Below are 20,834 nucleotides of genomic sequence, written 5' to 3'. Positions count from 1 at the left end.
CGTTGAAGAGGTCACCTTGAGATTCATCGTAGGGCTTTAACGCCTCCGAGCGTTTTGCGAACTGGCGGTCGAAAGCCAGTTTGAGTTGCTCAAGCAGAGATTGACGCTCTTGTTTCCACTGAGATTCGCTGTGTTTTTGCAACGCCAACAACTCTTTCACCATCGCTTGTAGCTCGGCAACATCTTGGCTTTCTGGGTTGATATTTGGCGTCTTTTTCATGGCATTTATTATACTAAAGTCATGCCGTTAACGCTTGGTGGATATAGCTTTATTATCGATTAAGTCATTGTAAAATCGTTTATTTGAACGGGTTTATGGCTGATAATCGTGAAGCCAGAAAGCAGTCTATCAAGCTCGCATTGAGTCAGGGTAAACACGTCATTTTTCTCTTTTGACGGCCATTTATACTTGGCTTTTTCAAGGCGTTTATACCAAAGTGCAAAGCCTGTTTTATCCCAGTACAACACTTTGATTTTGTCGCGCTGTTTATTGGTAAACAGGAATAGTGCGCCGCTTCCCAAGGGTAAATCGGTGTCACTTTCGATAATCGCCGCGAGGCCATTGATGGACTTTCTAAAATCGACACTCTCACGATACAGATAAATATCTGGTGCACTTAGCATATGTTTCATGACAAGGCTCCAATGAGTTCTGCCAGGTAGGCAGCGGGCGTGCCTTGAGGAATACTCAGCTCAACGTCGTTGACAAAAAGTGTCATATTCGCGGTAGGTATTTGCGTCATATGGTAACGTGTTGTCTGCTCTACAACGTTTGCTTTGACGAAGCCGTTAGTCTGTGGTGTTTGAAGGTGTGTTAACTGTTGGCGTTTGGCATGAAACGTGGAAAGACTTAATCCGTGATGTTCACAAAAAGCACGTTGAGTGAGTTGGCTGGATTCATAGCACTCAAACAAAGTCTGCCATTCTTGATTGGTACGTCGTGTTGCCATTTTAAATCTCCTTTGGATTGGAGATTTGATCTTATTCTTCGAGTAAAGTGATTAGAATGCGGTGTTTATGGCACGCTTACGATTATTTTAGCTGTTTCAATCGCTCTACCGAGTGGGCTGCAATAAACAGCCCAATGCTTTTTATTACCAATTTTTTGATTGATAGATGCACCAATCATAGATGCTTGCTCTTTTCCTAATTCCGTCAAGCCCGAGTTACAATGTCCTTGTAAGCGTTGTTGAGCGTTAAACGTTGTTTGACCGTGGCGTAATAGATAAATGCTTTTTGACATTGTATTCCCCTTGCGATGAGAAGAAATTACACCACTTATTACCTTACGACAAGTTGAATGCCAATTTAATACCCTGAAGGCATAAAATAAGGTAGTAGATGAAGTGAGAATGGTTTAATTTACAAATACAAAACTAATTAAAAGTCTAACTGATCGAAATTAAAAGCATCGTTTATAAAGGTCAAATCAACTTTCCCTTAGGGTATGTTACAACACTGACTTCTAAACCTTAAGGCAACTTGGATGTATGAAAAAGGAGAAGTGAAATAAAGGGAGAGTAATTAGTAAACCTTCTCCTTCACATATAGCATAGCGATATTTAGCGACTCATCCAGATATCACTGAAACGCTGTGTTGATATATGAAAAAACAAATCATCTTTTTGCTTATAAATATTAACAAATGTTTTTTCTATATCTACAAATTCTGTATTTCTAAATTGAGATACAACAAAAGTTAAATCTTCATTTTTTTTAGGTGTATAAGCCCAGTAATTCAAATTATCTCCATTTCGTTTACAGTACTTTTCCATCTCAATTTTCTTGCCATTAATGACCATAAATACGGTACCATTAAGACCTTGAATATTACATTGACTTAAAAAACGCTCAAATCCATTATTGTTATACTTCGCTTTGTACAGTTTAAAGAATAACTTTTTGCCATTGATTTCTGGTGGCGTTATCAATGCAGATAAAACGTAATGTCCGTCAATACTTGATGAGTTCCAATCCTCTGCTTTCACATTTAATGAACACATCATCATTAATAAAAATGCGATACATAACAGCTTACTCATATTATTCCTTTAACATCAATAACAGCTTCAATAGAAAGAAGAAACGTCCTTTTGAATTAGTTTAACAGCAATGTTATGCGTCATCAAAAGAATCATTGAAGGCATTAAAGCTAAACATGAAGTTTTATACACACTTCTTTTATTTAATTACCAACTGACAAGGTAATTAATATTATAAGCAGACACTGGACAGTATAAAATTGAGATTTACATCACCATAAACTCTAGCTTAAATTGCTATTACAAACTTAAGCTTGTCCCTTATCGCAAAAAAATCAATTTAAATTTAATTTCATTTAATTTAATTTAATTTATGAGATATTAACCGCATAAAATAACAACTAAGCAATCAAATCACTTACTTAATTGTGAATTCTTTTCAGATTTCTCAATTGCATAACCTCATGTTTAATCAAGTAATATATTGACAAATATAATACTAAATTCTCTGCAGCGATACTTATTGTCAATACTCAATGATAGCTTTATCTCTCTACTGATGCCCTATGTTATAAATTATCAATACAGTAGGATTAGCAATTCATCGCCATCGTTAAGCCACAATTTGATGTTATAATTTTACAATATTTCCAGTAAGCGCTATGACAGCTAATATTTTAACTTTAATTGATTTTATTTAAATAATATAAAAACAATGTACGTGTCTAATATTATAGTCATGTACATTATTTAATATAAGTTAACGATACATTTCACATAAGCAGTTTATTCCAACAATACAGCAACTAATCTTAATATAATATATATGATAGTTATCTGTTGTATTAGACTAACTAAAAGCCTAATTTATTTAAATCTAAATACTGCTCTACCGCATCTGCAATCATGTTAATTCCATCTTCTTTCATTTGTTGAAAATCGGAAGTTCGAGTGTCCGTTAAACCAGCCCAAGTTAAGATTTCAGTGCATGCAGATTGCTGCTCAAAGATCCCATGTAAGTATGTACCTAAAACTTGATCATCTAGACCTAACACACCATCCACTCCATCGGTGAGTTTAATAGGCGCATCTTGCTCTATTTGAACAGAAGTAACCCCCGCATGGATCTCATAGCCTGTGACAGCAACGGTAGTATTCTCGGTTAATGTTAAGAAGCCAGAAACTTGCTTAAGTTGCTTATGTTGCATGATTTCAGTCGTTATCGGTAAATACCCAAGACCTTGTGTATTTCCACTTTCCCCTTCAATACCATTGGGATCTGAAATTGACTTTCCAAGCATTTGATAACCGCCACATATTCCCATCACTTTGCCACCGAAACGTAAATGACGCTGTATCTGTTTATCCCAATTTTGAGATCGTAAATAATCTAAATCGCTGCGTACACTTTTAGAGCCCGGTAAGATGATTAAATCAGCAGGCGGGATCGTTTGTCCTTTACCAATAAATTGAAGGTCGACTTGTGGATGCATACGTAACGGATCAAAGTCAGTATGATTACTAATACGTTGAAAAACAGGGACTACAACCGTAATAGAATTATCTTCTGCATCTATTTGTTTAATGTCAATGGCATCTTCAGCCTCTAACATTAGTCCATGCAGATAAGGCAACACACCAATAACCGGTTTACCTGTTTTTTGCTCAAGCCAATCAAGCCCTGATTCTAATAATTTAATGTCTCCTCTAAATCTATTTATAACAAAGCCTTTCACTCGCGCTTGTTCAGATTCAGATAACAGAGCTAATGTGCCATAGAGATGCGCAAATACCCCTCCTCTGTCTATATCAGCAACAATAATCACGGGGACATCCGCTTCTTCAGCAAAACCCATGTTGGCAACATCATTTTCACGCAGATTTATTTCAGCAGGACTACCAGCGCCTTCTATGATTATCGCATCATATTCTTTCGTCAGCCGCTGGAAAGATTCTAATATAGGCTTCATAACAACTTTCTTATAGCTGTTATAGCCAATCGCATCCATATGCTCCAACGCCTTACCCTGAACGATAACCTGGGCTCCAATATCCGTATTGGGTTTTAATAACACAGGATTCATATGAACAGTGGGCTCGATACCACAAGCGAAAGCTTGTACGGCTTGTGCTCGACCAATTTCGCCACCATCTTTCGTTACAGCGCTGTTAAGCGCCATATTTTGTGATTTAAATGGCGCAACACGAACACCTTTACGCGCAAGTACACGACAAATACCTGCAACAAGCACACTTTTTCCAGCATCTGACGTTGTGCCTTGAACCATTAATGTTCGCGTTGTTTTCGTTATTTTATCCATGTTTGGTTTTATTAAATCCTGTAAAGATATTACAATTAATCGCAAAATGGCGGCCATTGTAGCTGAGGCCAATCTTGTTGATCATCATGATAGACAGTAATACGCATTCTGGCGGCATAAGGTAAATGAATACGATGAAGGTAAGTGGTATTACGTGGCATTTCTAGTAATAGACGTAACAGCTGGCGCATAACGCCAGAATGGGTAACCAATAGGATTTTTTGTCCTTTATGCTGAGTTAATAAGTCTTGCCAAGCTCGCTTTATCCGAATATCAAACTGCTCTAGCGTTTCGCCATTATGCGGCGCTGTTCCGTCTTCACAAACATGCCATGGATCATGCCAATAATGGTTAATATCATCACCAAGTTGTTCAACTAACTGCTGACGTTTTAATCCATCCCAATCTCCAAAATCCATTTCTCGCCAACTATCGCTATACAAAGCATTAATCGTGAATTTTTGTGCTATAAAATCTGCAAATGATGAACAACGTTGTAATGAGGAGCTTACAACACAATCAAGTTCTTTTAGATTTTCGATGGCTGTCTTCATTTGCTCAAAACCTTGTTCAGTTAGGACAAAATCAGTGTGGCCTCGTAAGCAATTATCACCTTCAGGTAAACCATGCCTTAGAATATCTATTTGGGTTATCTTTGCCATTAGATCCTTACCCTTTTTATAAAACGCTTAGTGTCGGGCCTTTTAATACTTGTGGTATACCAGCAGTTACAAATATGACCCGTACTGATTGTTTCGCAATCTCTTGATGCAACCAACCACTTTCATCAACAAATCGGCGAGAAACCTCACCTAGCGGCACTATTCCTTGCCCTACTTCATTACTAACTAGAATGATACGCCCTTCTGCTTCACTAATCGCTTGTAAAAAGTCGGCTTTTGCCTGTTTCCATGATTGGTTACCAATGGGCTGAAATAAATAGTTATTTAACCATAACGTTAAACAATCAATCAGTAAGCATGTCTGGTTATTACTATGTTCACGAATAATATTTGCCAAATCATAAGGCTCTTCAATCAGCACCCACTGAGAAGGACGTTGCTGTTGATGTCTTAGAATACGTTCAGCCATTTCATTATCACAAGCACTTGCTGTTGCTACAAATTTCACAACCAAACCGGATTGATCTGCGAGTTGTTCCGCTAAGCTGCTTTTACCAGAACGTGCGCCACCAAGGATTAGTTCTGTACCCAACAACGAATGTACATGCATAGCAAACCTATTAACTATATAAAATACAGAATGCTAACTCATTAATTCCGTACTGTATTGTGGCATTTCACAGTTCTGAACATGAATAAAAAAGATCTTCAGTCACTAAACTTAAAACGGCAGCAATAGAAGTCAAAAATGTCTTAGTTTCAAAATTAAATGACAATAAAAATCTGATTTCATTATGACTATATTTGATTTTTATCATTAAGGGCTAATACTTAGACTATGAATTAAACAACCGATCAGGGAGGAATTATGACTTCTCAACAAGTACGACTTATTGATGTCTTAAGGCTTCCAACGGTTTTACTTTCTTTAGATTCGAAATCTCTCTACCAAATTATTACTGAAGCTCGATATCTATCCTTGCTTGGGCAATTAAAAAAGACCTGCGAACGTAATGAGATTTGGCAAGATCTTCCTCTTTTCTTCCAGCAACAGCTAATTTCAGGTTTTCATAGTTACGAAAAACAAAAGCAATCATTAGAATTTGAACATCAGGAGTTAACTAAGCATCTCAACGGTATATTACCATCATGGCGTTATATTCGCGGTAGCGCATTTCAACTTATTGAAATAGAAGCATTTGCAGGTAGAATCAAAAACAATATTGAGATATTAATTTCTAAGTCATTTGTTGATGCGGTTTTACAACAATTGTTAAATAATGGATGGCGCTATAAACATATAACCGACTATGAGGAAACTTTCTATTGTCGATGGTCTCAGCAAACTACTCCTTTAGTTCATAAAGAAAGACGTACTGAGCTAGCTATTCATTATCATTTATTACCTAAAACACTGGCGCATAAATTAAAAGAAGCGCCTTTACTTCACCATCATACATCTCCAACTATTGCCCAACCAGCCACGCTTTTATCTCCTGATGCTATGGTGCTTCATCAAGCTATCATGCTATTTAATCAGGTTGATTTTCATCATGGTTTACGTGATATATATGACTTAAATTTATAATTTCAGCATTTTGGTCAACAGGAATTATTCTGGCATAACTTAATTCAACTTCACCAGCAAATAGGAAAAGATAGCAGCCTTTATCTTGCACTATCGTTATGTCATGAATTATTCGATTTACCTATTCCTAGCAACATGCAGCAATTTTTAAATCAATCACAATACCAGCGTGCAATTTTCTGGCTTTATAAAGAAAGATTCACTGAAGTTATCAATAATACTTTTCCTAAACATCAAAACTCTAATTACCGTTTTGCTGTGAAATCATTACGCTTTCGGGGCCGTTTAAAGCGTATGCCAATTTATGCTATTGTGCCGCACATTATTAAACGAAGCGTACTTAATTTAATGCCCCATGAGGAAGATGAAGAAATTATTTACTAATGTATTTCTCTTTCATAAAACCTCTTAAAGACTTTCAACCAACAAATAGTCTAGGGCGTTTAAGAGCTTTATAGAAAAGACCTACTTTAGAATTTTAAGTGTTTTTTCATAGAACCAACGCTTTTCTCGCCAAGCCCTGTTACCTTTTCTAAATCTTTACGGCTTTTGAATTTGCCATTCTTTTTACTGTAATCAACAATCGCTTTCGCTTTTTCTTCACCAATACCAGGTAGTAATGCTGCAAGCTCTGAGGTTGAGGCGGTATTAACATTAACGGCTTTAATTTGCTTTTTAATTGCTGTTTTTGACGTTGTCGTGGTTGCCTTTTTACTATCGGTTACTGATTTTTAACTGCATCTTTTTTGCTTTATCTGCTTCTTTATTTGTAGACTTCTTTACCTTGGTAATACAATCCATTTTTTCTGCTTATCTGCCTTATATTTAAATATTTAGTTTCACATTTTTTAATAAGCTAGTGATATCGATGATGGCTAGCAGAGATGCAAATGGCAGAATAAACGTAAATGTTAATAATATTTTTTTTAAACGCACGAAAAATCCTTTATCAATAACCCTGTGTAAATTAAGACGATTGACGTAAAAGATAAAAAAGCATCATATAGCGTTTAAATCTGCGTTTTTTTCCTTTCTTAAGACTTTAATCATAAACAAACACGTTCATTCACTTTAAAATATAGACTTATCTATCTGTTTTTTATGTAATTAACTTAATTTACAAAGAGAGCGCAGTATATTGTTTAATTTCTGTTCAATAGCGTGTTAAGTTATGAGATCTTGTTTGAATTATGACAATTATTCATTACTAAGTGGCTACCTTAAGTTATAAGATAACTATCTTGTGGTCAGGTGAGTTTATAAATAACACCATGCTATGATTCACGCTTCTTGCGTATGAAGGACTTTTGATGACAGACAACATGCTTTTTTACAAAACCTACCCGCACCCAAGCAGTAATGAATGGGTAGTGTTTGTGCATGGTGCCGGTGGCAGTTCAGCAATTTGGTACAAACAGATTAAAGCGTATAAGCAACACTTTAATTTGTTGCTTCTCGATCTTCGTGGTCATGGTAAATCCAATAACATGTTCAAAGATATGATCGCTAATCCATATACCTTTAAAAGTGTGACGAAAGATATTGTTAATGTACTTAATCACTTGAAGATTCAATCAGCACATTTTGTCGGAATATCTCTAGGCACAATCATTATTCGTAACTTAGCAGAGATAGCACCAGACAGAGTTAAAACGATGATTTTGGGTGGCGCGGTAACACGTTTAAATGCTCGTTCTCAAATTTTAGTGAAACTAGGTAATATGTGTAAGCACATTATCCCTTACATGTGGCTATATCGCTTATTTGCCTATGTTGTTATGCCGCAAAAAAATCAACGCGAATCTCGACATTTATTCGTCAGAGAAGCCAAAAAATTGTGCCAAAAAGAATTTAAGCGATGGTTTAAATTGGCAACAGAAGTAAATCCCATCATGAAGTATTTTAAAGAAAAAGAACTGTCGATACCGACATTGTATTTGATGGGTGCAAATGACTATATGTTTATCAAGCCAGTAAAAGAAATGGTTCAACGACATAAGTTTAGCTTTTTGACTGAATTAAAAGATTGCGGGCACGTTTGCAACGTTGAACGACCGGATGATTTTAATCAACACTCCATCGATTTTATTAAACAGCATAAAACTAGTTATACGGCTTAGCATTTTATTCTTAAAAAGGCATAACGCTACTTAATAATCTTTTCTAGATCCTCAAGTGTACGTTATGCCATTATTTCTTTTTACTTATTAATTAGCGTGCAATGTGCTTCGCTAAGAAAGCTTCAAGTTGCTTTATAACAAATTCAGGTTGTTCTAAGTTACTAATATGTCCTGCCTCTGGGATCAGTATGTATTCGCTATCTTTGATCTCATCATGCATCAACTGCGCTTCTAGAGGTGGGCGCGGATTATCTTCCATACCTGATAAAATCAATGTGGGTGCTTTAAGTTGAGCGATATCGTCAAACGTATCTCGACGGCCAAACACCATCTTGCCTACTTGTGCAATTGCTACTGCTTTATCGCCTTTCAGAGATGCTAAATATTGTCTAAAGCCATCAACAAGCTCTGGCGTATATTGTTCGGCTTGGTGACGGAAAAATAAAGGAACGACACTATCAATAATGGCGTCTGGAATAGCTTGATGCTCAATAATTGTATTTAGCATTGCAAAGTATTTGGCGTGTAAAACTTCAGGCTCATAGCCTAAAAAGGTATCCATTAATACTAGTGCTGTCACACGTTGAGGTACTTTTATGGCAAGCTCTGCTCCCCACATCCCTCCCACTGATAAACCAATAAGTGAAAAGTTATCAATATTAAGGTGATCAAGCAGTGCAATAACATCATCAGCGTAATCACGCAGCGTACGTGTTTTTTCAGGTGCGATATCAGCCTGACCATGTGCCCATAACTCAGGCACAATACACCGATAATGCTGGCTCAATGCCTCTATTTGTGGTTGCCACATTTTGCTGTCCCACAAATAGCTATGACCCAAAACGAGTACAGGTCCTGTGCCTTGATCTAAATACGTTAATTTACGCTCTTCAATTACATAACTTTGCATGCATATCCTTGTCATCATTTATACGTGATTCATACGCTATCTTACTGCATCTACCTCAAATTGATATTTTTTATCGATCAAGGCAAGTCCCTTTCGATAAAAAATCCATGCGCTAATCCCTGCTGCAAAATTACCTATCATTGCCCCAGTAAATAGCCCTGGAAGACCAGCAAGTTGCGATCCTATCCATAAAATCGGAAGGAAACAGATAAACAAGCGCAAAGCTGAAATAAATAATGCGCGCATCGGCATGGCTAGCGCATTACAAATCGATACCATAATCATACAGACACCCAATGCACCTAGACTAATAGGAACGCGTGTTAGATGCATTAATAGCACTTCCTGTATTTTCACATCAGATGACAATAATGAACTTAATGGTGACGACAGTAAGAAAATGATGATTGCTATAATAAGTTGCCATCCAAGAACAAAAGAGACGGCAATGTTTATCAAGGTTTTGATCCCTTGAATATCTCGTTTACCTAACCGCTTTCCTACCATCTGAGGCATCGACATAGTCAAAGCCAGTACGACTACGATAGAGAAAAATTCAATTCGCGAACCCAATGCCCAAGCTCCGACTGTAGCAGCACCAAAACCTGCGACTAATTTCGTTGCTAACATAGAAGATACAGGTGGCAATAATTGACTCATCATAGCCGGTGCCATGATATGCCCAAGCTCTTTAATCGACTGAACGATATTTAAGCCAGCCCAATGAAAGGTTAACCAGTTTTTTTTCATCACTAATGGAAAAACCACCAGCATACCAATAATAAATGCGGTTATCGTTGCCCAAGCAGCACCATTAATTCCCAGCCCAAACTTAAAGATGAACAAAGGGTCTAAAACAATATTCAATAAGCTTGTTACCATCATCATGGTACCCGGTAACAAAGTATTACCATTGGCTCGACATAAGCTATAAGCAAAATACAACATCGATCCACACCATGCACTCGTTAGCCAAACAGGCCAATAAGTTTCAATGATGGGGAGCACATTTGTTGGCGCATCAAGCAAATGCATGATCACATCACGGAGTGACCAAATAACACCGCAAAGAAAAGCAATACCAATACCGCCAACAAGCACAACTAAACCACCTAGTTGTTGCGCTCTTATATTTTCATTGGCTCCTAACACTCGTGAAATCAGTGCAGTTGTAGCGATACCTAAACCAACTTGAAGACCAATAACCACCATTTGCATTGGCAGTGTAAAGCCTTGAGCAGCTAATGGAAGCACACCAAGCTGAGCAATAAATGCACTATCTACAAGTTGAAAACTCATCAGCGATAACACACCGAATAACATCGGCCATGTCATTTTAAATAGTTCTTGAGTTAAAGTTCGAATAGTAGAAGATAATTTCATAGATCACTTGTCTTACTAATATAAATAGTCATTACGTATAAACAAAAAATCCCCGCATAAGCGAGGATAATTTTTCTAATTAAACAGTTAACGGATAACAAGTTTAACCAAATCAGCTGGTCGATAATAAACCGATTTTAGTACCTTACCTTGACGAATAATTTTTCCTTCAAGATCTATATCTTGAGCGCACTTAGCAATAATATAATCACCTTTGGTGCTAGACATCAGTGCAACGCCCTGCTTTGCATAAAACGCTTCAGTATCAGCATATTCTTCAGCATTACGGCACACTTTACTCATATTGCTAGAATGGACTTCATTCCAGCAAGCCATAAAATCAATACCTAAGCGTGCTGACATTTGTAATAGAATATCAATCAAATAACTAATGCCGATATTATCTTCTATCTGCTTATCACCAAGGTGAACTAAGCGCCCCATTAATACATATACAGAATCAACGATCGCATCGGCTTGCTCAACTAAAGAATCCGCTTCTGCTAGTTCTGTCATTTCTTCAACAGCAAGTGATGTATGTAATGCGTCGGCTTGAGCATCAAGTGTTTGAGGTGACTCGATATCAAGATCGAATGTGGAACGAAACTCTCTAATATCGCGGTAAAGGTGATCAAAAAGAGGTTGGTCTAGCGCTGACAGTTTCATTCGTTTTCCTTGTCTCAAATTATAATGGCCTAGTAATTAAAAATACGACGTATATAGTTACGATGAATATTTTTAATCAGACAACGAACAGAATACTAATCTAATCAGAGACTAGATACAAAACCAATTATGAAATCAGTTTTCGTTTGTTGCTAAAACCACCATCCCACCGATATGCTACGTAACTCTTATTGCTTAATTACTATAGTAAAAAATCATTGAATTAATAGATACAAATATAACAAAATAACATCATGATATTGCGATATTAATACTTGATTCTTCATTAAAATAAATGAAAATCAGCTCGTTAATTTACAACCCAACGTTATTTATTTTGGACACTCATATGATTGCAGGACACCGTGGTGCACGCGCTGTTGCACCAGAAAATACATTGATTTCCATAAAAGCCGCAGCTGATTCGGGTGCAAAATGGATTGAGACGGATACTCAGCTTTGTGAAGATTTAGTTCCTGTTATTATCCATGATAAAAGCGTGCGTCGATGTACGAACGGTTCAGGGAGTGTTCGCCATAAAACGCTACAGGAATTGAAACAACTTGATGCTGGTAGTTGGTTTTCACCAGATTTTGCAGGAGAAACAATCCCTACGTTACATGAACTACTCGCCGCTTGTGATGAATATGGCCTTAATCTAAACCTTGAAATCAAGGTACATTACGAAGAAGAAGTGACCTTACAAGTTACAAAAACAATTGAAGCTATAAAAAATTATGGCTTTGATCCTGAACGTCTTATTTTATCGAGTTTTTCTTATAACGCGGTTAATCAATGCTTAGAGCAATGGCCTGAAGTACGCCGAGGATTAATTATTGAAGATTGGGTACCTGATATTGAACGATTAGATGAAAAATTGAAACTATACAGTATCCACCTCGATCATCATCTTCTCAACGAAAAACTTGCAAAAGAAATTATCCATGCGGGTAAAGTACTGCAAATTTGGACAATGAATGACCCAAAAAAAGTAGCAAAATTTAATCGATGGGGCGTATCAACAATCATCACAGATGATCCTGCATTGCTAATTTCAGCACTTAACGACTAACGTCTTTTCTGTATAAGCGCTTATTTGCAAGCGCTTATCTTTTCGTACTCTTTTTCAAAGCAATACTATAATTCAAGAAATATTTATGATTTTTTATATTCCAAAATAATGCAATTAATTCACAATACATATGTATAAAATGTTTCAACATATTTAGTTAACATTAAAAAATATGAATAACCTATCTAGAGTATGTCTATTTAAAAACGCGATATATTATTAGTAGTAATGACTGAATCAATATTGTCAGTGAATAAAACAGGATTGGGAGCAAACTCTTCATGTCAGTATATGACACTATATGTATTATGGCGGCAATTGCGGTCTTTATTTCAATTTTTAACCATAAGTTCGGACGTTTTCAAACAACGATAGCAATTACAGGCTGGTCTATTGCTATCTCACTTATTTTATTAGCATTAACTCAATTTGGTTTCATTTCTGTTGAAAAAGAAAATGCCTTAATAGAGCTTATTCAGCATATAAAATTTGAAGACTTCTTATTAAAAGGCGTACTTGGATTCTTATTATTCGCTGGCGCACTTAATATTGACTTGGACCATTTAAAAGACCAAAAGTTTGAGATAACCTTTTTAGCACTGGTCGGAACGCTATTTTCTACTTTTTTTATCGGTATTACTATATGGTTTATATTCAGCCTAATTGGTATCGAACTCAACTTTATTTATTGCTGCCTATTTGGTGCGCTGATCTCTCCAACCGATCCAATTGCAGTATTGGCAATTGTCAAAAAGTTAAAAGCACCACAACGAATTTCAACACAAATCGAAGGGGAGTCATTATTTAATGATGGTATCGGTTTGGTTATTTTCGTTACTATTTTTGAAATTGCTTTCAGTAAAACAGCACCGACAGTGTCAGAAACCGCTATGCTCTTCATCCGTGAAGCTCTTGGTGGTTTAGCTTTTGGTGCTGTATTAGGTTCAATTTTCCACTATCTAATCAAAGGGTCAAACGACAATATGTTACGTTTGATCCTTACTATGTTAATTCCAACTTGTGGCTACGTAATAGGTGAACATTTAGAAGTATCTGCACCACTCGCTATGGTTGTCTCAGGTATCTTAATTGGCAACATAACTCGTAAATATATTTCTGAACAGTCAGCTGACCAAATGGCGCACTTATGGGAGTTAGTTGATGAAATCCTAAATGCGGTATTATTCCTTCTTATCGGTTTTGTGATGATTACATTTAGCTTCCACAGTATTGATATCATCGCAGTAATTATTGCGGTTCCACTAGTATTATTAAGTCGTTACCTAAGTATTCGTTTATCTTATGTTGGCTTTAAACGCTACCGTCAGTACAACCCTGAATCTGTTAAAATTCTAACTTGGGGTGGCTTACGCGGTGGTTTGGCGCTTGCTATGGCTATGGCTATGGCTATGGCTATGGCAATTCCAACACATATTTACTTACCATCACATCCTGATGTAAGTATTAAAGAAATCATAGTCTTAATGACTTACGCCATTGTGATATTCTCAATATTAATCCAAGGTTCAACGATTACCTCAATGATTATGAAAGCAAAAGCGGTTGATAATAAACCATTCTAAGGAGAGAAAATGTATTGGATCCATCACCATCACATTATTATTGCATTTGTTGGTTTAATTGCTGCCTTCTGTGCCGGTCTTATTGGGCTTTATAAGCAGAAATAGGAACAACCTAGACAGAAAAATCATATAAAAGAGATAAATAACCATGTGTTTTTATCTCTTTTTTTATGAGCGACGTCTGATTCGAGAGCGTATTATATTTGTCATTATCTATAAATAATTAACGAAATATTTACCGTCAACCATTGTTAATAAAAACGCTTCCTTTATGATATTTTAATCACCTTAAATAAGACATATATCAATGACCAACAGCAATGAGAGTTTAATTCCGTTAGGCGCACGCTTTATGCTTTTTTCCGCCTTGGGTTTTGCCCTAATGTCTTCTACCGTTAAATACGTGAGTCAAATAGGTATTCCAGTCTTTGAAATCGTTGCTGCACGTGCCGTTGTCTCGCTGATTATTAGTTATTTAGATATTAAACGAAAAGGTATACCTGTATGGGGTAATAACAAACCTTTATTGGTTGTTCGTGGGATTATGGGCACAATTGGACTTTCTTGTGTTTACTATGCCGTCACGACTTTACCACTAGCTGAGGCCACTATTTTACAATATACCAATCCAGTATTTACTGCATTGCTAGCTGTCTTCTTCTTAAAAGAACGTATTCAGCTTTCGACCATGGTGTGTATTGGTCTAAGTATCATGGGGTTATTTTTCATTGTAAATCCAACAACACTAACAACAGGCGCTTCTCACCTACCGTTATACAGTGTCATGATCGCTTTAATCGGTGCCTTTGTTAGTGCCATTTCATATATTATTGTAAAAAAGCTTAGTAATACTGAAGACAGTTCAGTAATCATTTTTTATTTTCCACTCATTACTTTACCGTTATCTCTTATATTAATTGCTGATAACTTCGTTGTACCTGACTTACCAACAACAATTTGCTTAATTTTTGTGGGTATATTTACCCAAGTAGGTCAAGTGGGATTAACCAAGGCGATGCAAACTCAAGCTGCAGGTAAAGCAACAGCATATTCTTATATACAAATTGTATTGTCGATCATTCTTGGATTTATCATCTTTAATGAAGTTCCGTCAATTTGGACTTATATCGGTGGAATACTTATTATTTCTGGTGCTCTTGTGAACCTATTTGGTAGTAACATTATAAAAAAACTTAAACGAACAACGATCTAAATCATAATTATAAGTTAAACATTGATAGATTTTAATGACCCCTTAAGCTAATCTGTTTAAGGGGTTTTTCAGTATTTACGGTCAAGGGATGGCCTTTTACAACATAATCTATCAATTTAGTACGCAGGAAGCGGTATGATCGAATGTTATAAAAATAGACTGTGGTATCAAGATTTTGACATGAAAACTAATGGCATTGCTGTTGGCTGTAAAATGACAGTGATAAAATTAGACGATGAACGTTTGTTTATTCACTCCCCTGTTGAACTCGACAGTGCATTGAAATCAACCATAGAGCAACTTGGTGAAATAGTCGCAGTTGTTACTCCCAATAAAAACTACCATCACTATTTATCAGAATGGTGGCTTGCTTATCCAGACGCCTATTTCTTTGCCGCTCCAGGGTTACAACAAAAACGCGGAGATCTAACATTTGATGATGTATTACGCCAATACACCTCAACTTTATGGCAAGGACAACTATTACAAACTTTAATTAAAGGTAGTGACAGTTTTGAAGAAATTGCCTTTTGTGATCCTTTATCAAAAACATTAATTTTGGGTGATTTACTAGCATGGATGATTGATAAGAAACACCCTCTGAGTATTGGTTATGGACTTATAAACGGTTGTTATATACATCCTGCAATGCCTTTCTATTTAAGACTCAGCTTTACCGACCGTTTAAGATTACGTCAATCTATTCAAGAGATCTTAACCTGGCCTTTTGACCGTATCATTTTTGCAAAAGGCAAAGTTATTGAGACAAACGGCAAGCAGTTATTCTCAACCGCTTTCCACTGGTTATTCCACGCTTAGCAGAATTATGCTTGCTTATTCGTCTATCTCACAGTTATTGTGAGCAGTATCAACAAAGGCATCTAACCTAAAACATATAGCGTTCTGATTAATATTGCCATACCTATCACTTTTTCAGATAAGTTTGATTCGGAACCATACTATGAATCCAATAAGAATTTATATTCGCGACATTTTAGGCCTTGGTTTTGTCGGTATGATTATCTTAGCAATGCTTGGGATTATCTTTGCGGTTGTAGTTGTAGGAGCTATTTACTACCTGACAGGCGTAACAGATTTTGTCCCTAAAGATATTCATCTTTCGATGACCTACAGTATCTTTTTATTCCCTGTATTGTTAATAGGTTATGCCATCAGCCGACCAAAATCGATAGCGATTAAAAAACTCATTGTCGCTTAGAACAAGCGATGGCAAAGTCTGCATAAGCATTCAACACAAAAAAGAGCCTGACATGTAACTGTCAACATACATTGATATTGTTCCTTTTTATCTTTGTTTGTGAGGCTCTTTTGCTAAACGCTAAAACTCCCTCTATTTCAACGTTATTACCAGAATTGATACAGCTTGAAACGTTAATTAAAAGGTTGAATCAACATCAATCCCCTGTTCCATTTCACTGTGACGTATTAGCCCACATCCCTTGTAATGATCTTTTCCCTCAGCACGATCAAAATAGCTTACCACTCTATGCGATTCATCTTGGTACATCTGATCCTAATGCGCCATTAATGCTATTTGTAGGTGGTGTTCATGGTTTGGAAAGGATTGGTACCCAAGTACTGCTGTCATATCTGCATACGATTATCGAACGTCTCACATGGGATACCACGCTACATCATCTATTACAGCGGATTCAAATCGTTTTTATTCCTTTAGTAAACCCTGTAGGGATGGCGAAAAATTACCGTTCAAATGGTAATCATATTGATTTAATGCGAAATGCACCTCTGAACAGTCAAGAAAAAAACGCTTTTTTAATTGGTGGGCATCGCTTATCTCGCCGTATCCCTTGGTTTAGAGGAAACAACAACCAACAAATGGAATTAGAAGCTGAAGCATTAACCCGTTACGTTATCGACTTAACAAAATCGCGACCTGTAACACTGTCTTTAGATTGTCACTCTGGCTTTGGTTTAAAAGATAGAATTTGGTTTCCTTATGCCCATAGTGCACAACAAGCCTTCCCTTATATTGGTGATGTTTACCACCTCCGTCATAAATTTATGACGACTTACCCTAATCAAAATTATATTTTTGAGCCTCAGGCTTTGCACTATCTCTGTCATGGTGATTTATGGGATCACATCACCCTACAGTGTTTAAGACAACAACAAGCTATATTATCGCTAACATTAGAAATGGGATCATGGCGATGGATAAAGAAAAATCCACTTCAAATTAGACATACTTTGGGGATTTTCAACCCCATGAAACCTCAACGCATACAACGAGTATTACAAAAACACATTGTACTGATGGATTTCATGATAAATGCAGCTACAAACTATCAAGCATGGTTCAATCACATGGATAATCCTCATTACAAACAACAAGCATTATCACTCTGGTATAAAAACAATAATAAACACTTGTGAATCTAAATATGAATAGAAAACATACTATTATCTTGTTGCGAGGATTATTTAGAGACCAATTTCATTGGGGGTACTTTCAGCATACCCTTAAATCTAACTTTCCGCGCTCAAATATTGTTTGTCTTGATATTGCAGGCAATGGCGCTCGTTATAACGAAAAAACACCATCGAGTCTTGAAGGTATTGCTCAAGATCTCCACCAACATTTCCATGCTTTAGAAGCTGATCATCAAGCCGATATTATTGCAATTTCTATGGGAGGAATGATTGCTTTAAAGTGGATGACATTATTTCCAAATGATATTCGTAAAGCAATATTGATTAATACCAGCACTCAAAGCCTTTCTCCTTTTCATCAACGTTTACGTTGGCAGCGCTATATCGATATTTTCCACATTCTATGGTTACCAAACTTAAAACAAGAAGAAAAAATAATTCATTTAACATCAAATAAACAATGGGATAGCGATGAACTCATTGCTTTATCTCATCGCTGGGCTAACTGGAAAAAACAGCATCCCATTTCATGCCACAACATGTTAAAGCAACTCAATGCTAGTCGTGAGTTTGTACTACCTAATAAGCTAACTCAGCCAATCAGTTTACTTGCAAGCGAACAAGATAAGCTCGTAAATCACCAATGCAGTATCGCTTTAGCTCAATATTGGAATTTGCCTATTAATATTCATCCTACAGCAGGTCACGATATACCACTTGATGACGCACTATGGGTTTGTGAGCACGCTAAGCGTTTCTTTTAATGCCTTTTATTCTTACATTGTCTGGTTAACTACTTCGAAAACTGCCCACGAAGTAATGCAATCATCGCTCGAGTTTTTTCCGGTATAAAACGTCGGGATGGATACACTAATGTCATAACAATATCTATTTCAAAGATATCTGGCAGTACTGGGATTAAATCGCCACTGGCAACCTTATCTTCAAATAAGACGACAGGCAGTATAGCGATTCCTCTACCTGATTCAGTTAAGCGATTAATTAAACCAAAATCTTCTGAAACTAAACGAACATTCATTCTTTCTGGCAATAACGTTGAGTTATAACGGCTCGTTAAAATCGGGTGTTGATAAAGCGCTTCCATCGTCGTTGGTAAACTGTATGACTCAAGATATTTAGGAGAACAGTACAAACGGTTCGCTGAACTCAGTAACGTTTGTTGAACATAATTTTCGTTAATCACATCAACAATGTTTGGCAATAGCTGTAAATCAATATTCTCTCTTTTTAAATCGATACTTTCATACCGATGAATAATATCTAATGTTACGTCTGGAAATTGTTCTGTATATCGATCCAATATTTCAAGGAATACAGAAGATGAAATAAAGGCTGCTGGAATCGCCATTTTAAGCACGCCACTAAATGCATATTGCTGACTTTTAACTAAATTAACAGCTTGGTCGACTTCACTTAATGGTTGATTAATATATTGATAAAACAATCGCCCATTTTCTGTTAATTCAATTTGTCGTGTTGTTCTTATCAATAACTGACAACCAAGATCTTTTTCAAGTTGTTGTATTCTCCTGCTAATTTTAGAGCGTTGTAATGAATGTGCTTTTGCAGCCACACTTATTCCACCATGTCTTACCGTCAACATAAATAAATAAATATCATCTAACGATGCTTTCATAAACACACAACCATTGTCCTAAAAATAGAGCATAAGTGTAATGCTTATAAGTCTATTTAATCAAATACACTCTCTTTATAATAATGTGACAAAGATCACCATAAAAAGAGACATATCATGGCAAATGCTGACACAACATTCCGTCGCTGGATGAAAGGATTAATCATCCTATTTTTACTCTTTATGGGGTATATCATTGTTGCTGATAGGCATATTCCACTTACAACTGAAAGCCGTGTTCGTGGCTATGTCGTTCAAATTGCTTCCGAAATCTCTGGCAATATCACCTCCGTTTCGATCACTAATAATCAGAAAGTAAAAAAAGGTGAAGTGTTATTTACTATCGATCCATCTAAATATGAGCTTGCTGTTGATCGAGCAAAATTGGCATTACAACAATCTTATGAGCAGGAAAAATCTTTGCTCGCACAAGTTGAGGCAGCAAAAGCAAATGTTGCCACCAGCCTAGCCAATTATGACAACGCAAGAAATGAATATGGCCGTATTAATACACTGGCGAAAAAGAAATTAGTGTCTGCGTCTATGCGTGATTCAGCATTCGCGAAAGATCGTAGTGCATTATCGACATTACATGCTGCACAGCATCAACTGTTAGCCGTTAAAGCTAAATTAGGTAATAACGTCAGTGAAAGCACACCTGTAATGTCCGCAAAAAATGCATTAAAACAAGCCGAACTTGATTTAGCTCATACTAAAATTATTGCACCTACTAATGGTGTCATTACTAATCTGCAAGTTGATGTAGGTACAATGGCAACAGCAAACAAACCAATGATTACCTTTATTCCAACCAGCTCTATGTGGGTTTCTGCTGATTATCGTGAAAAGTCTACAGCATTAATTCATAAAGGTTCTGTTGCTTACGTCACCTACGATGCTTTACCTGGTCAAATTTTCAATTTCCATATCGCTAATCGAGACTTTGGTGTCGCTGCAGCACAAGAAACACCAAATGGTCAATTAAGTGCCGTTGAGGTTAATAACCGCTGGGTACGTGACGCACAGCGTGTTCGCGTTAATTTAACTAGTGACACTCCTTTACCACATCAATTGTTTATTGGATCACGTGCTACTGTTGTTATTTATTCAGATAACAGCTCGTTATGGCAATCCTTAGCGAGCATTCAAATTCATATCGCTAGTTGGTTACACTACATCTACTAACCGCAAAGCGATCAATATTATGGTTGATCGCCCTTTCTTTTGGCTTAATAAAGGATCTAATAATGAAAACAATGCGGATCTGGTTTGGATGTGTTTTAGGGCTCGCTATTAGTATGATT

Annotated in this window: 23 protein-coding genes and 1 pseudogene; 11 read left to right on the top strand and 13 right to left on the bottom strand. The window is 36.6% G+C overall.

Annotated elements, in window-relative coordinates; translation table 11 throughout:
- From SKA34_RS08415 to cobU, 8 genes and pseudogenes are all read right to left on the bottom strand, one after another.
- A pseudogene (locus tag SKA34_RS08415) lies at positions 1–220 on the bottom strand (IS66 family transposase); the annotation flags it as partial.
- A 59-nt stretch (positions 221–279) separates the two neighbouring features.
- Positions 280–633 carry an IS66 family insertion sequence element accessory protein TnpB gene (tnpB, locus tag SKA34_RS08410; RefSeq protein ID WP_006643774.1) on the bottom strand — a complete coding sequence of 118 codons (354 nt, stop codon included), beginning with the start codon at positions 631–633 and terminating at the stop codon, positions 280–282.
- Positions 630–950, bottom strand: coding sequence for a hypothetical protein (locus tag SKA34_RS08405; RefSeq protein ID WP_004998436.1), 321 nt, complete (start codon positions 948–950; stop codon positions 630–632). The genes tnpB and SKA34_RS08405 overlap by 4 nt, the downstream gene beginning before the upstream one ends.
- A gap of 65 nt (positions 951–1,015) precedes the next feature.
- Entirely contained in the window at positions 1,016–1,243 is a 228-nt protein-coding gene (locus SKA34_RS08400) for a phosphoglycerate mutase family protein (RefSeq protein ID WP_006645088.1), read from the bottom strand.
- A gap of 319 nt (positions 1,244–1,562) precedes the next feature.
- Positions 1,563–2,042, bottom strand: coding sequence for a hypothetical protein (locus SKA34_RS08395; RefSeq protein ID WP_006645087.1), 480 nt, complete (start codon positions 2,040–2,042; stop codon positions 1,563–1,565).
- 794 nt (positions 2,043–2,836) lie between these two features.
- On the bottom strand, positions 2,837–4,303 hold the full coding sequence (locus SKA34_RS08390; protein ID WP_006645086.1) for a cobyric acid synthase: 1,467 nt from the start codon (positions 4,301–4,303) through the stop codon (positions 2,837–2,839).
- Positions 4,304–4,338: 35 nt separating this feature from the next.
- Positions 4,339–4,965 carry a histidine phosphatase family protein gene (locus SKA34_RS08385; RefSeq protein WP_006645085.1) on the bottom strand — a complete coding sequence of 209 codons (627 nt, stop codon included), beginning with the start codon at positions 4,963–4,965 and terminating at the stop codon, positions 4,339–4,341.
- Positions 4,966–4,981: 16 nt separating this feature from the next.
- Positions 4,982–5,536, bottom strand: coding sequence for a bifunctional adenosylcobinamide kinase/adenosylcobinamide-phosphate guanylyltransferase (gene cobU, locus SKA34_RS08380; RefSeq protein ID WP_006645084.1), 555 nt, complete (start codon positions 5,534–5,536; stop codon positions 4,982–4,984).
- 258 nt (positions 5,537–5,794) lie between these two features.
- Between cobU and SKA34_RS08375 the strand changes: the two genes are divergently transcribed.
- Positions 5,795–6,514 carry a nucleotidyltransferase family protein gene (locus SKA34_RS08375; protein ID WP_006645083.1) on the top strand — a complete coding sequence of 240 codons (720 nt, stop codon included), beginning with the start codon at positions 5,795–5,797 and terminating at the stop codon, positions 6,512–6,514.
- 135 nt (positions 6,515–6,649) lie between these two features.
- Positions 6,650–6,898, top strand: coding sequence for a hypothetical protein (locus SKA34_RS23590; protein WP_006645082.1), 249 nt, complete (start codon positions 6,650–6,652; stop codon positions 6,896–6,898).
- Between the two features lie 86 nt (positions 6,899–6,984).
- Here SKA34_RS23590 and SKA34_RS23585 read toward each other — a convergent pair whose 3' ends face one another.
- Entirely contained in the window at positions 6,985–7,182 is a 198-nt protein-coding gene (locus SKA34_RS23585; protein ID WP_232284259.1) for a helix-hairpin-helix domain-containing protein, read from the bottom strand.
- 642 nt (positions 7,183–7,824) lie between these two features.
- Here SKA34_RS23585 and SKA34_RS08370 point away from each other — a divergent pair.
- Positions 7,825–8,634 (top strand): alpha/beta fold hydrolase, encoded by an 810-nt coding sequence (locus SKA34_RS08370; RefSeq protein ID WP_006645081.1) that lies wholly within the window; start codon positions 7,825–7,827, stop codon positions 8,632–8,634.
- A gap of 91 nt (positions 8,635–8,725) precedes the next feature.
- On the opposite strand, the gene SKA34_RS08365 is transcribed toward SKA34_RS08370, so the two are convergent.
- The 3 genes from SKA34_RS08365 to SKA34_RS08355 all read right to left on the bottom strand — a co-directional run bounded on the left by SKA34_RS08365 (position 8,726) and on the right by SKA34_RS08355 (position 11,593).
- Positions 8,726–9,544: an alpha/beta fold hydrolase gene (locus SKA34_RS08365; RefSeq protein ID WP_006645080.1), complete on the bottom strand. Its 819-nt coding sequence runs from the start codon at positions 9,542–9,544 to the stop codon at positions 8,726–8,728.
- Between the two features lie 36 nt (positions 9,545–9,580).
- Positions 9,581–10,927: an MATE family efflux transporter gene (locus SKA34_RS08360; RefSeq protein WP_006645079.1), complete on the bottom strand. Its 1,347-nt coding sequence runs from the start codon at positions 10,925–10,927 to the stop codon at positions 9,581–9,583.
- Between the two features lie 87 nt (positions 10,928–11,014).
- The gene (locus tag SKA34_RS08355; protein ID WP_006645078.1) at positions 11,015–11,593 is read right to left on the bottom strand and encodes a nucleoside triphosphate pyrophosphohydrolase family protein; all 579 of its coding nucleotides are present in this window, start codon (positions 11,591–11,593) and stop codon (positions 11,015–11,017) included.
- A gap of 349 nt (positions 11,594–11,942) precedes the next feature.
- Here SKA34_RS08355 and SKA34_RS08350 point away from each other — a divergent pair, with 349 nt between their 5' ends.
- The 7 genes from SKA34_RS08350 to SKA34_RS08320 all read left to right on the top strand — a co-directional run bounded on the left by SKA34_RS08350 (position 11,943) and on the right by SKA34_RS08320 (position 18,637).
- Positions 11,943–12,665: a glycerophosphodiester phosphodiesterase family protein gene (locus SKA34_RS08350; RefSeq protein WP_006645077.1), complete on the top strand. Its 723-nt coding sequence runs from the start codon at positions 11,943–11,945 to the stop codon at positions 12,663–12,665.
- Between the two features lie 281 nt (positions 12,666–12,946).
- Positions 12,947–14,248 (top strand): sodium:proton antiporter, encoded by a 1,302-nt coding sequence (locus SKA34_RS08345; RefSeq protein ID WP_039859851.1) that lies wholly within the window; start codon positions 12,947–12,949, stop codon positions 14,246–14,248.
- A gap of 307 nt (positions 14,249–14,555) precedes the next feature.
- Positions 14,556–15,461: a DMT family transporter gene (locus SKA34_RS08340; RefSeq protein ID WP_006645074.1), complete on the top strand. Its 906-nt coding sequence runs from the start codon at positions 14,556–14,558 to the stop codon at positions 15,459–15,461.
- A gap of 135 nt (positions 15,462–15,596) precedes the next feature.
- Positions 15,597–16,280 (top strand): DUF4336 domain-containing protein, encoded by a 684-nt coding sequence (locus SKA34_RS08335; RefSeq protein ID WP_006645073.1) that lies wholly within the window; start codon positions 15,597–15,599, stop codon positions 16,278–16,280.
- Positions 16,281–16,422: 142 nt separating this feature from the next.
- Entirely contained in the window at positions 16,423–16,680 is a 258-nt protein-coding gene (locus SKA34_RS08330) for a hypothetical protein (RefSeq protein WP_006645072.1), read from the top strand.
- 110 nt (positions 16,681–16,790) lie between these two features.
- A complete protein-coding gene (locus tag SKA34_RS08325) occupies positions 16,791–17,876 on the top strand; it encodes a M14 family zinc carboxypeptidase (RefSeq protein WP_006645071.1) in 1,086 nt (361 codons plus the stop codon).
- Between the two features lie 8 nt (positions 17,877–17,884).
- On the top strand, positions 17,885–18,637 hold the full coding sequence (locus tag SKA34_RS08320; RefSeq protein WP_006645070.1) for an alpha/beta fold hydrolase: 753 nt from the start codon (positions 17,885–17,887) through the stop codon (positions 18,635–18,637).
- A 29-nt stretch (positions 18,638–18,666) separates the two neighbouring features.
- Here the strand turns inward: SKA34_RS08320 and SKA34_RS08315 are convergent, their stop codons facing one another.
- The gene (locus SKA34_RS08315; RefSeq protein ID WP_006645069.1) at positions 18,667–19,530 is read right to left on the bottom strand and encodes a LysR family transcriptional regulator; all 864 of its coding nucleotides are present in this window, start codon (positions 19,528–19,530) and stop codon (positions 18,667–18,669) included.
- Between the two features lie 117 nt (positions 19,531–19,647).
- Here SKA34_RS08315 and SKA34_RS08310 point away from each other — a divergent pair, with 117 nt between their 5' ends.
- Positions 19,648–20,715: an HlyD family secretion protein gene (locus SKA34_RS08310; protein ID WP_006645068.1), complete on the top strand. Its 1,068-nt coding sequence runs from the start codon at positions 19,648–19,650 to the stop codon at positions 20,713–20,715.
- Positions 20,716–20,834: the final 119 nt, after the last annotated feature.

The organism is Photobacterium sp. SKA34, from assembly GCF_000153325.1.
GTDB lineage: Bacteria > Pseudomonadota > Gammaproteobacteria > Enterobacterales > Vibrionaceae > Photobacterium.
The sequence above is the reverse complement of the archived record's forward strand: the minus strand, read 5'-3'. Positions and strand labels throughout refer to the sequence as shown.

Excerpts from the sequence above, each read along its gene's own strand:
- tnpB (WP_006643774.1), bottom strand. The coding sequence starts at position 633 with ATGAAACATATGCTAAGTGCACCAGATATTTATCTGTATCGTGAGAGT.
- SKA34_RS08405 (WP_004998436.1), bottom strand. The coding sequence starts at position 950 with ATGGCAACACGACGTACCAATCAAGAATGGCAGACTTTGTTTGAGTGC.
- SKA34_RS08400 (WP_006645088.1), bottom strand. The coding sequence starts at position 1,243 with ATGTCAAAAAGCATTTATCTATTACGCCACGGTCAAACAACGTTTAAC.
- SKA34_RS08395 (WP_006645087.1), bottom strand. The coding sequence starts at position 2,042 with ATGAGTAAGCTGTTATGTATCGCATTTTTATTAATGATGATGTGTTCA.
- SKA34_RS08390 (WP_006645086.1), bottom strand. The coding sequence starts at position 4,303 with ATGGATAAAATAACGAAAACAACGCGAACATTAATGGTTCAAGGCACA.
- SKA34_RS08385 (WP_006645085.1), bottom strand. The coding sequence starts at position 4,965 with ATGGCAAAGATAACCCAAATAGATATTCTAAGGCATGGTTTACCTGAA.
- cobU (WP_006645084.1), bottom strand. The coding sequence starts at position 5,536 with ATGCATGTACATTCGTTGTTGGGTACAGAACTAATCCTTGGTGGCGCA.
- SKA34_RS08375 (WP_006645083.1), top strand. The coding sequence starts at position 5,795 with ATGACTTCTCAACAAGTACGACTTATTGATGTCTTAAGGCTTCCAACG.
- SKA34_RS23590 (WP_006645082.1), top strand. The coding sequence starts at position 6,650 with ATGCAGCAATTTTTAAATCAATCACAATACCAGCGTGCAATTTTCTGG.
- SKA34_RS08370 (WP_006645081.1), top strand. The coding sequence starts at position 7,825 with ATGACAGACAACATGCTTTTTTACAAAACCTACCCGCACCCAAGCAGT.
- SKA34_RS08365 (WP_006645080.1), bottom strand. The coding sequence starts at position 9,544 with ATGCAAAGTTATGTAATTGAAGAGCGTAAATTAACGTATTTAGATCAA.
- SKA34_RS08360 (WP_006645079.1), bottom strand. The coding sequence starts at position 10,927 with ATGAAATTATCTTCTACTATTCGAACTTTAACTCAAGAACTATTTAAA.
- SKA34_RS08355 (WP_006645078.1), bottom strand. The coding sequence starts at position 11,593 with ATGAAACTGTCAGCGCTAGACCAACCTCTTTTTGATCACCTTTACCGC.
- SKA34_RS08350 (WP_006645077.1), top strand. The coding sequence starts at position 11,943 with ATGATTGCAGGACACCGTGGTGCACGCGCTGTTGCACCAGAAAATACA.
- SKA34_RS08345 (WP_039859851.1), top strand. The coding sequence starts at position 12,947 with ATGTCAGTATATGACACTATATGTATTATGGCGGCAATTGCGGTCTTT.
- SKA34_RS08340 (WP_006645074.1), top strand. The coding sequence starts at position 14,556 with ATGACCAACAGCAATGAGAGTTTAATTCCGTTAGGCGCACGCTTTATG.
- SKA34_RS08335 (WP_006645073.1), top strand. The coding sequence starts at position 15,597 with ATGATCGAATGTTATAAAAATAGACTGTGGTATCAAGATTTTGACATG.
- SKA34_RS08330 (WP_006645072.1), top strand. The coding sequence starts at position 16,423 with ATGAATCCAATAAGAATTTATATTCGCGACATTTTAGGCCTTGGTTTT.
- SKA34_RS08320 (WP_006645070.1), top strand. The coding sequence starts at position 17,885 with ATGAATAGAAAACATACTATTATCTTGTTGCGAGGATTATTTAGAGAC.
- SKA34_RS08315 (WP_006645069.1), bottom strand. The coding sequence starts at position 19,530 with ATGAAAGCATCGTTAGATGATATTTATTTATTTATGTTGACGGTAAGA.
- SKA34_RS08310 (WP_006645068.1), top strand. The coding sequence starts at position 19,648 with ATGGCAAATGCTGACACAACATTCCGTCGCTGGATGAAAGGATTAATC.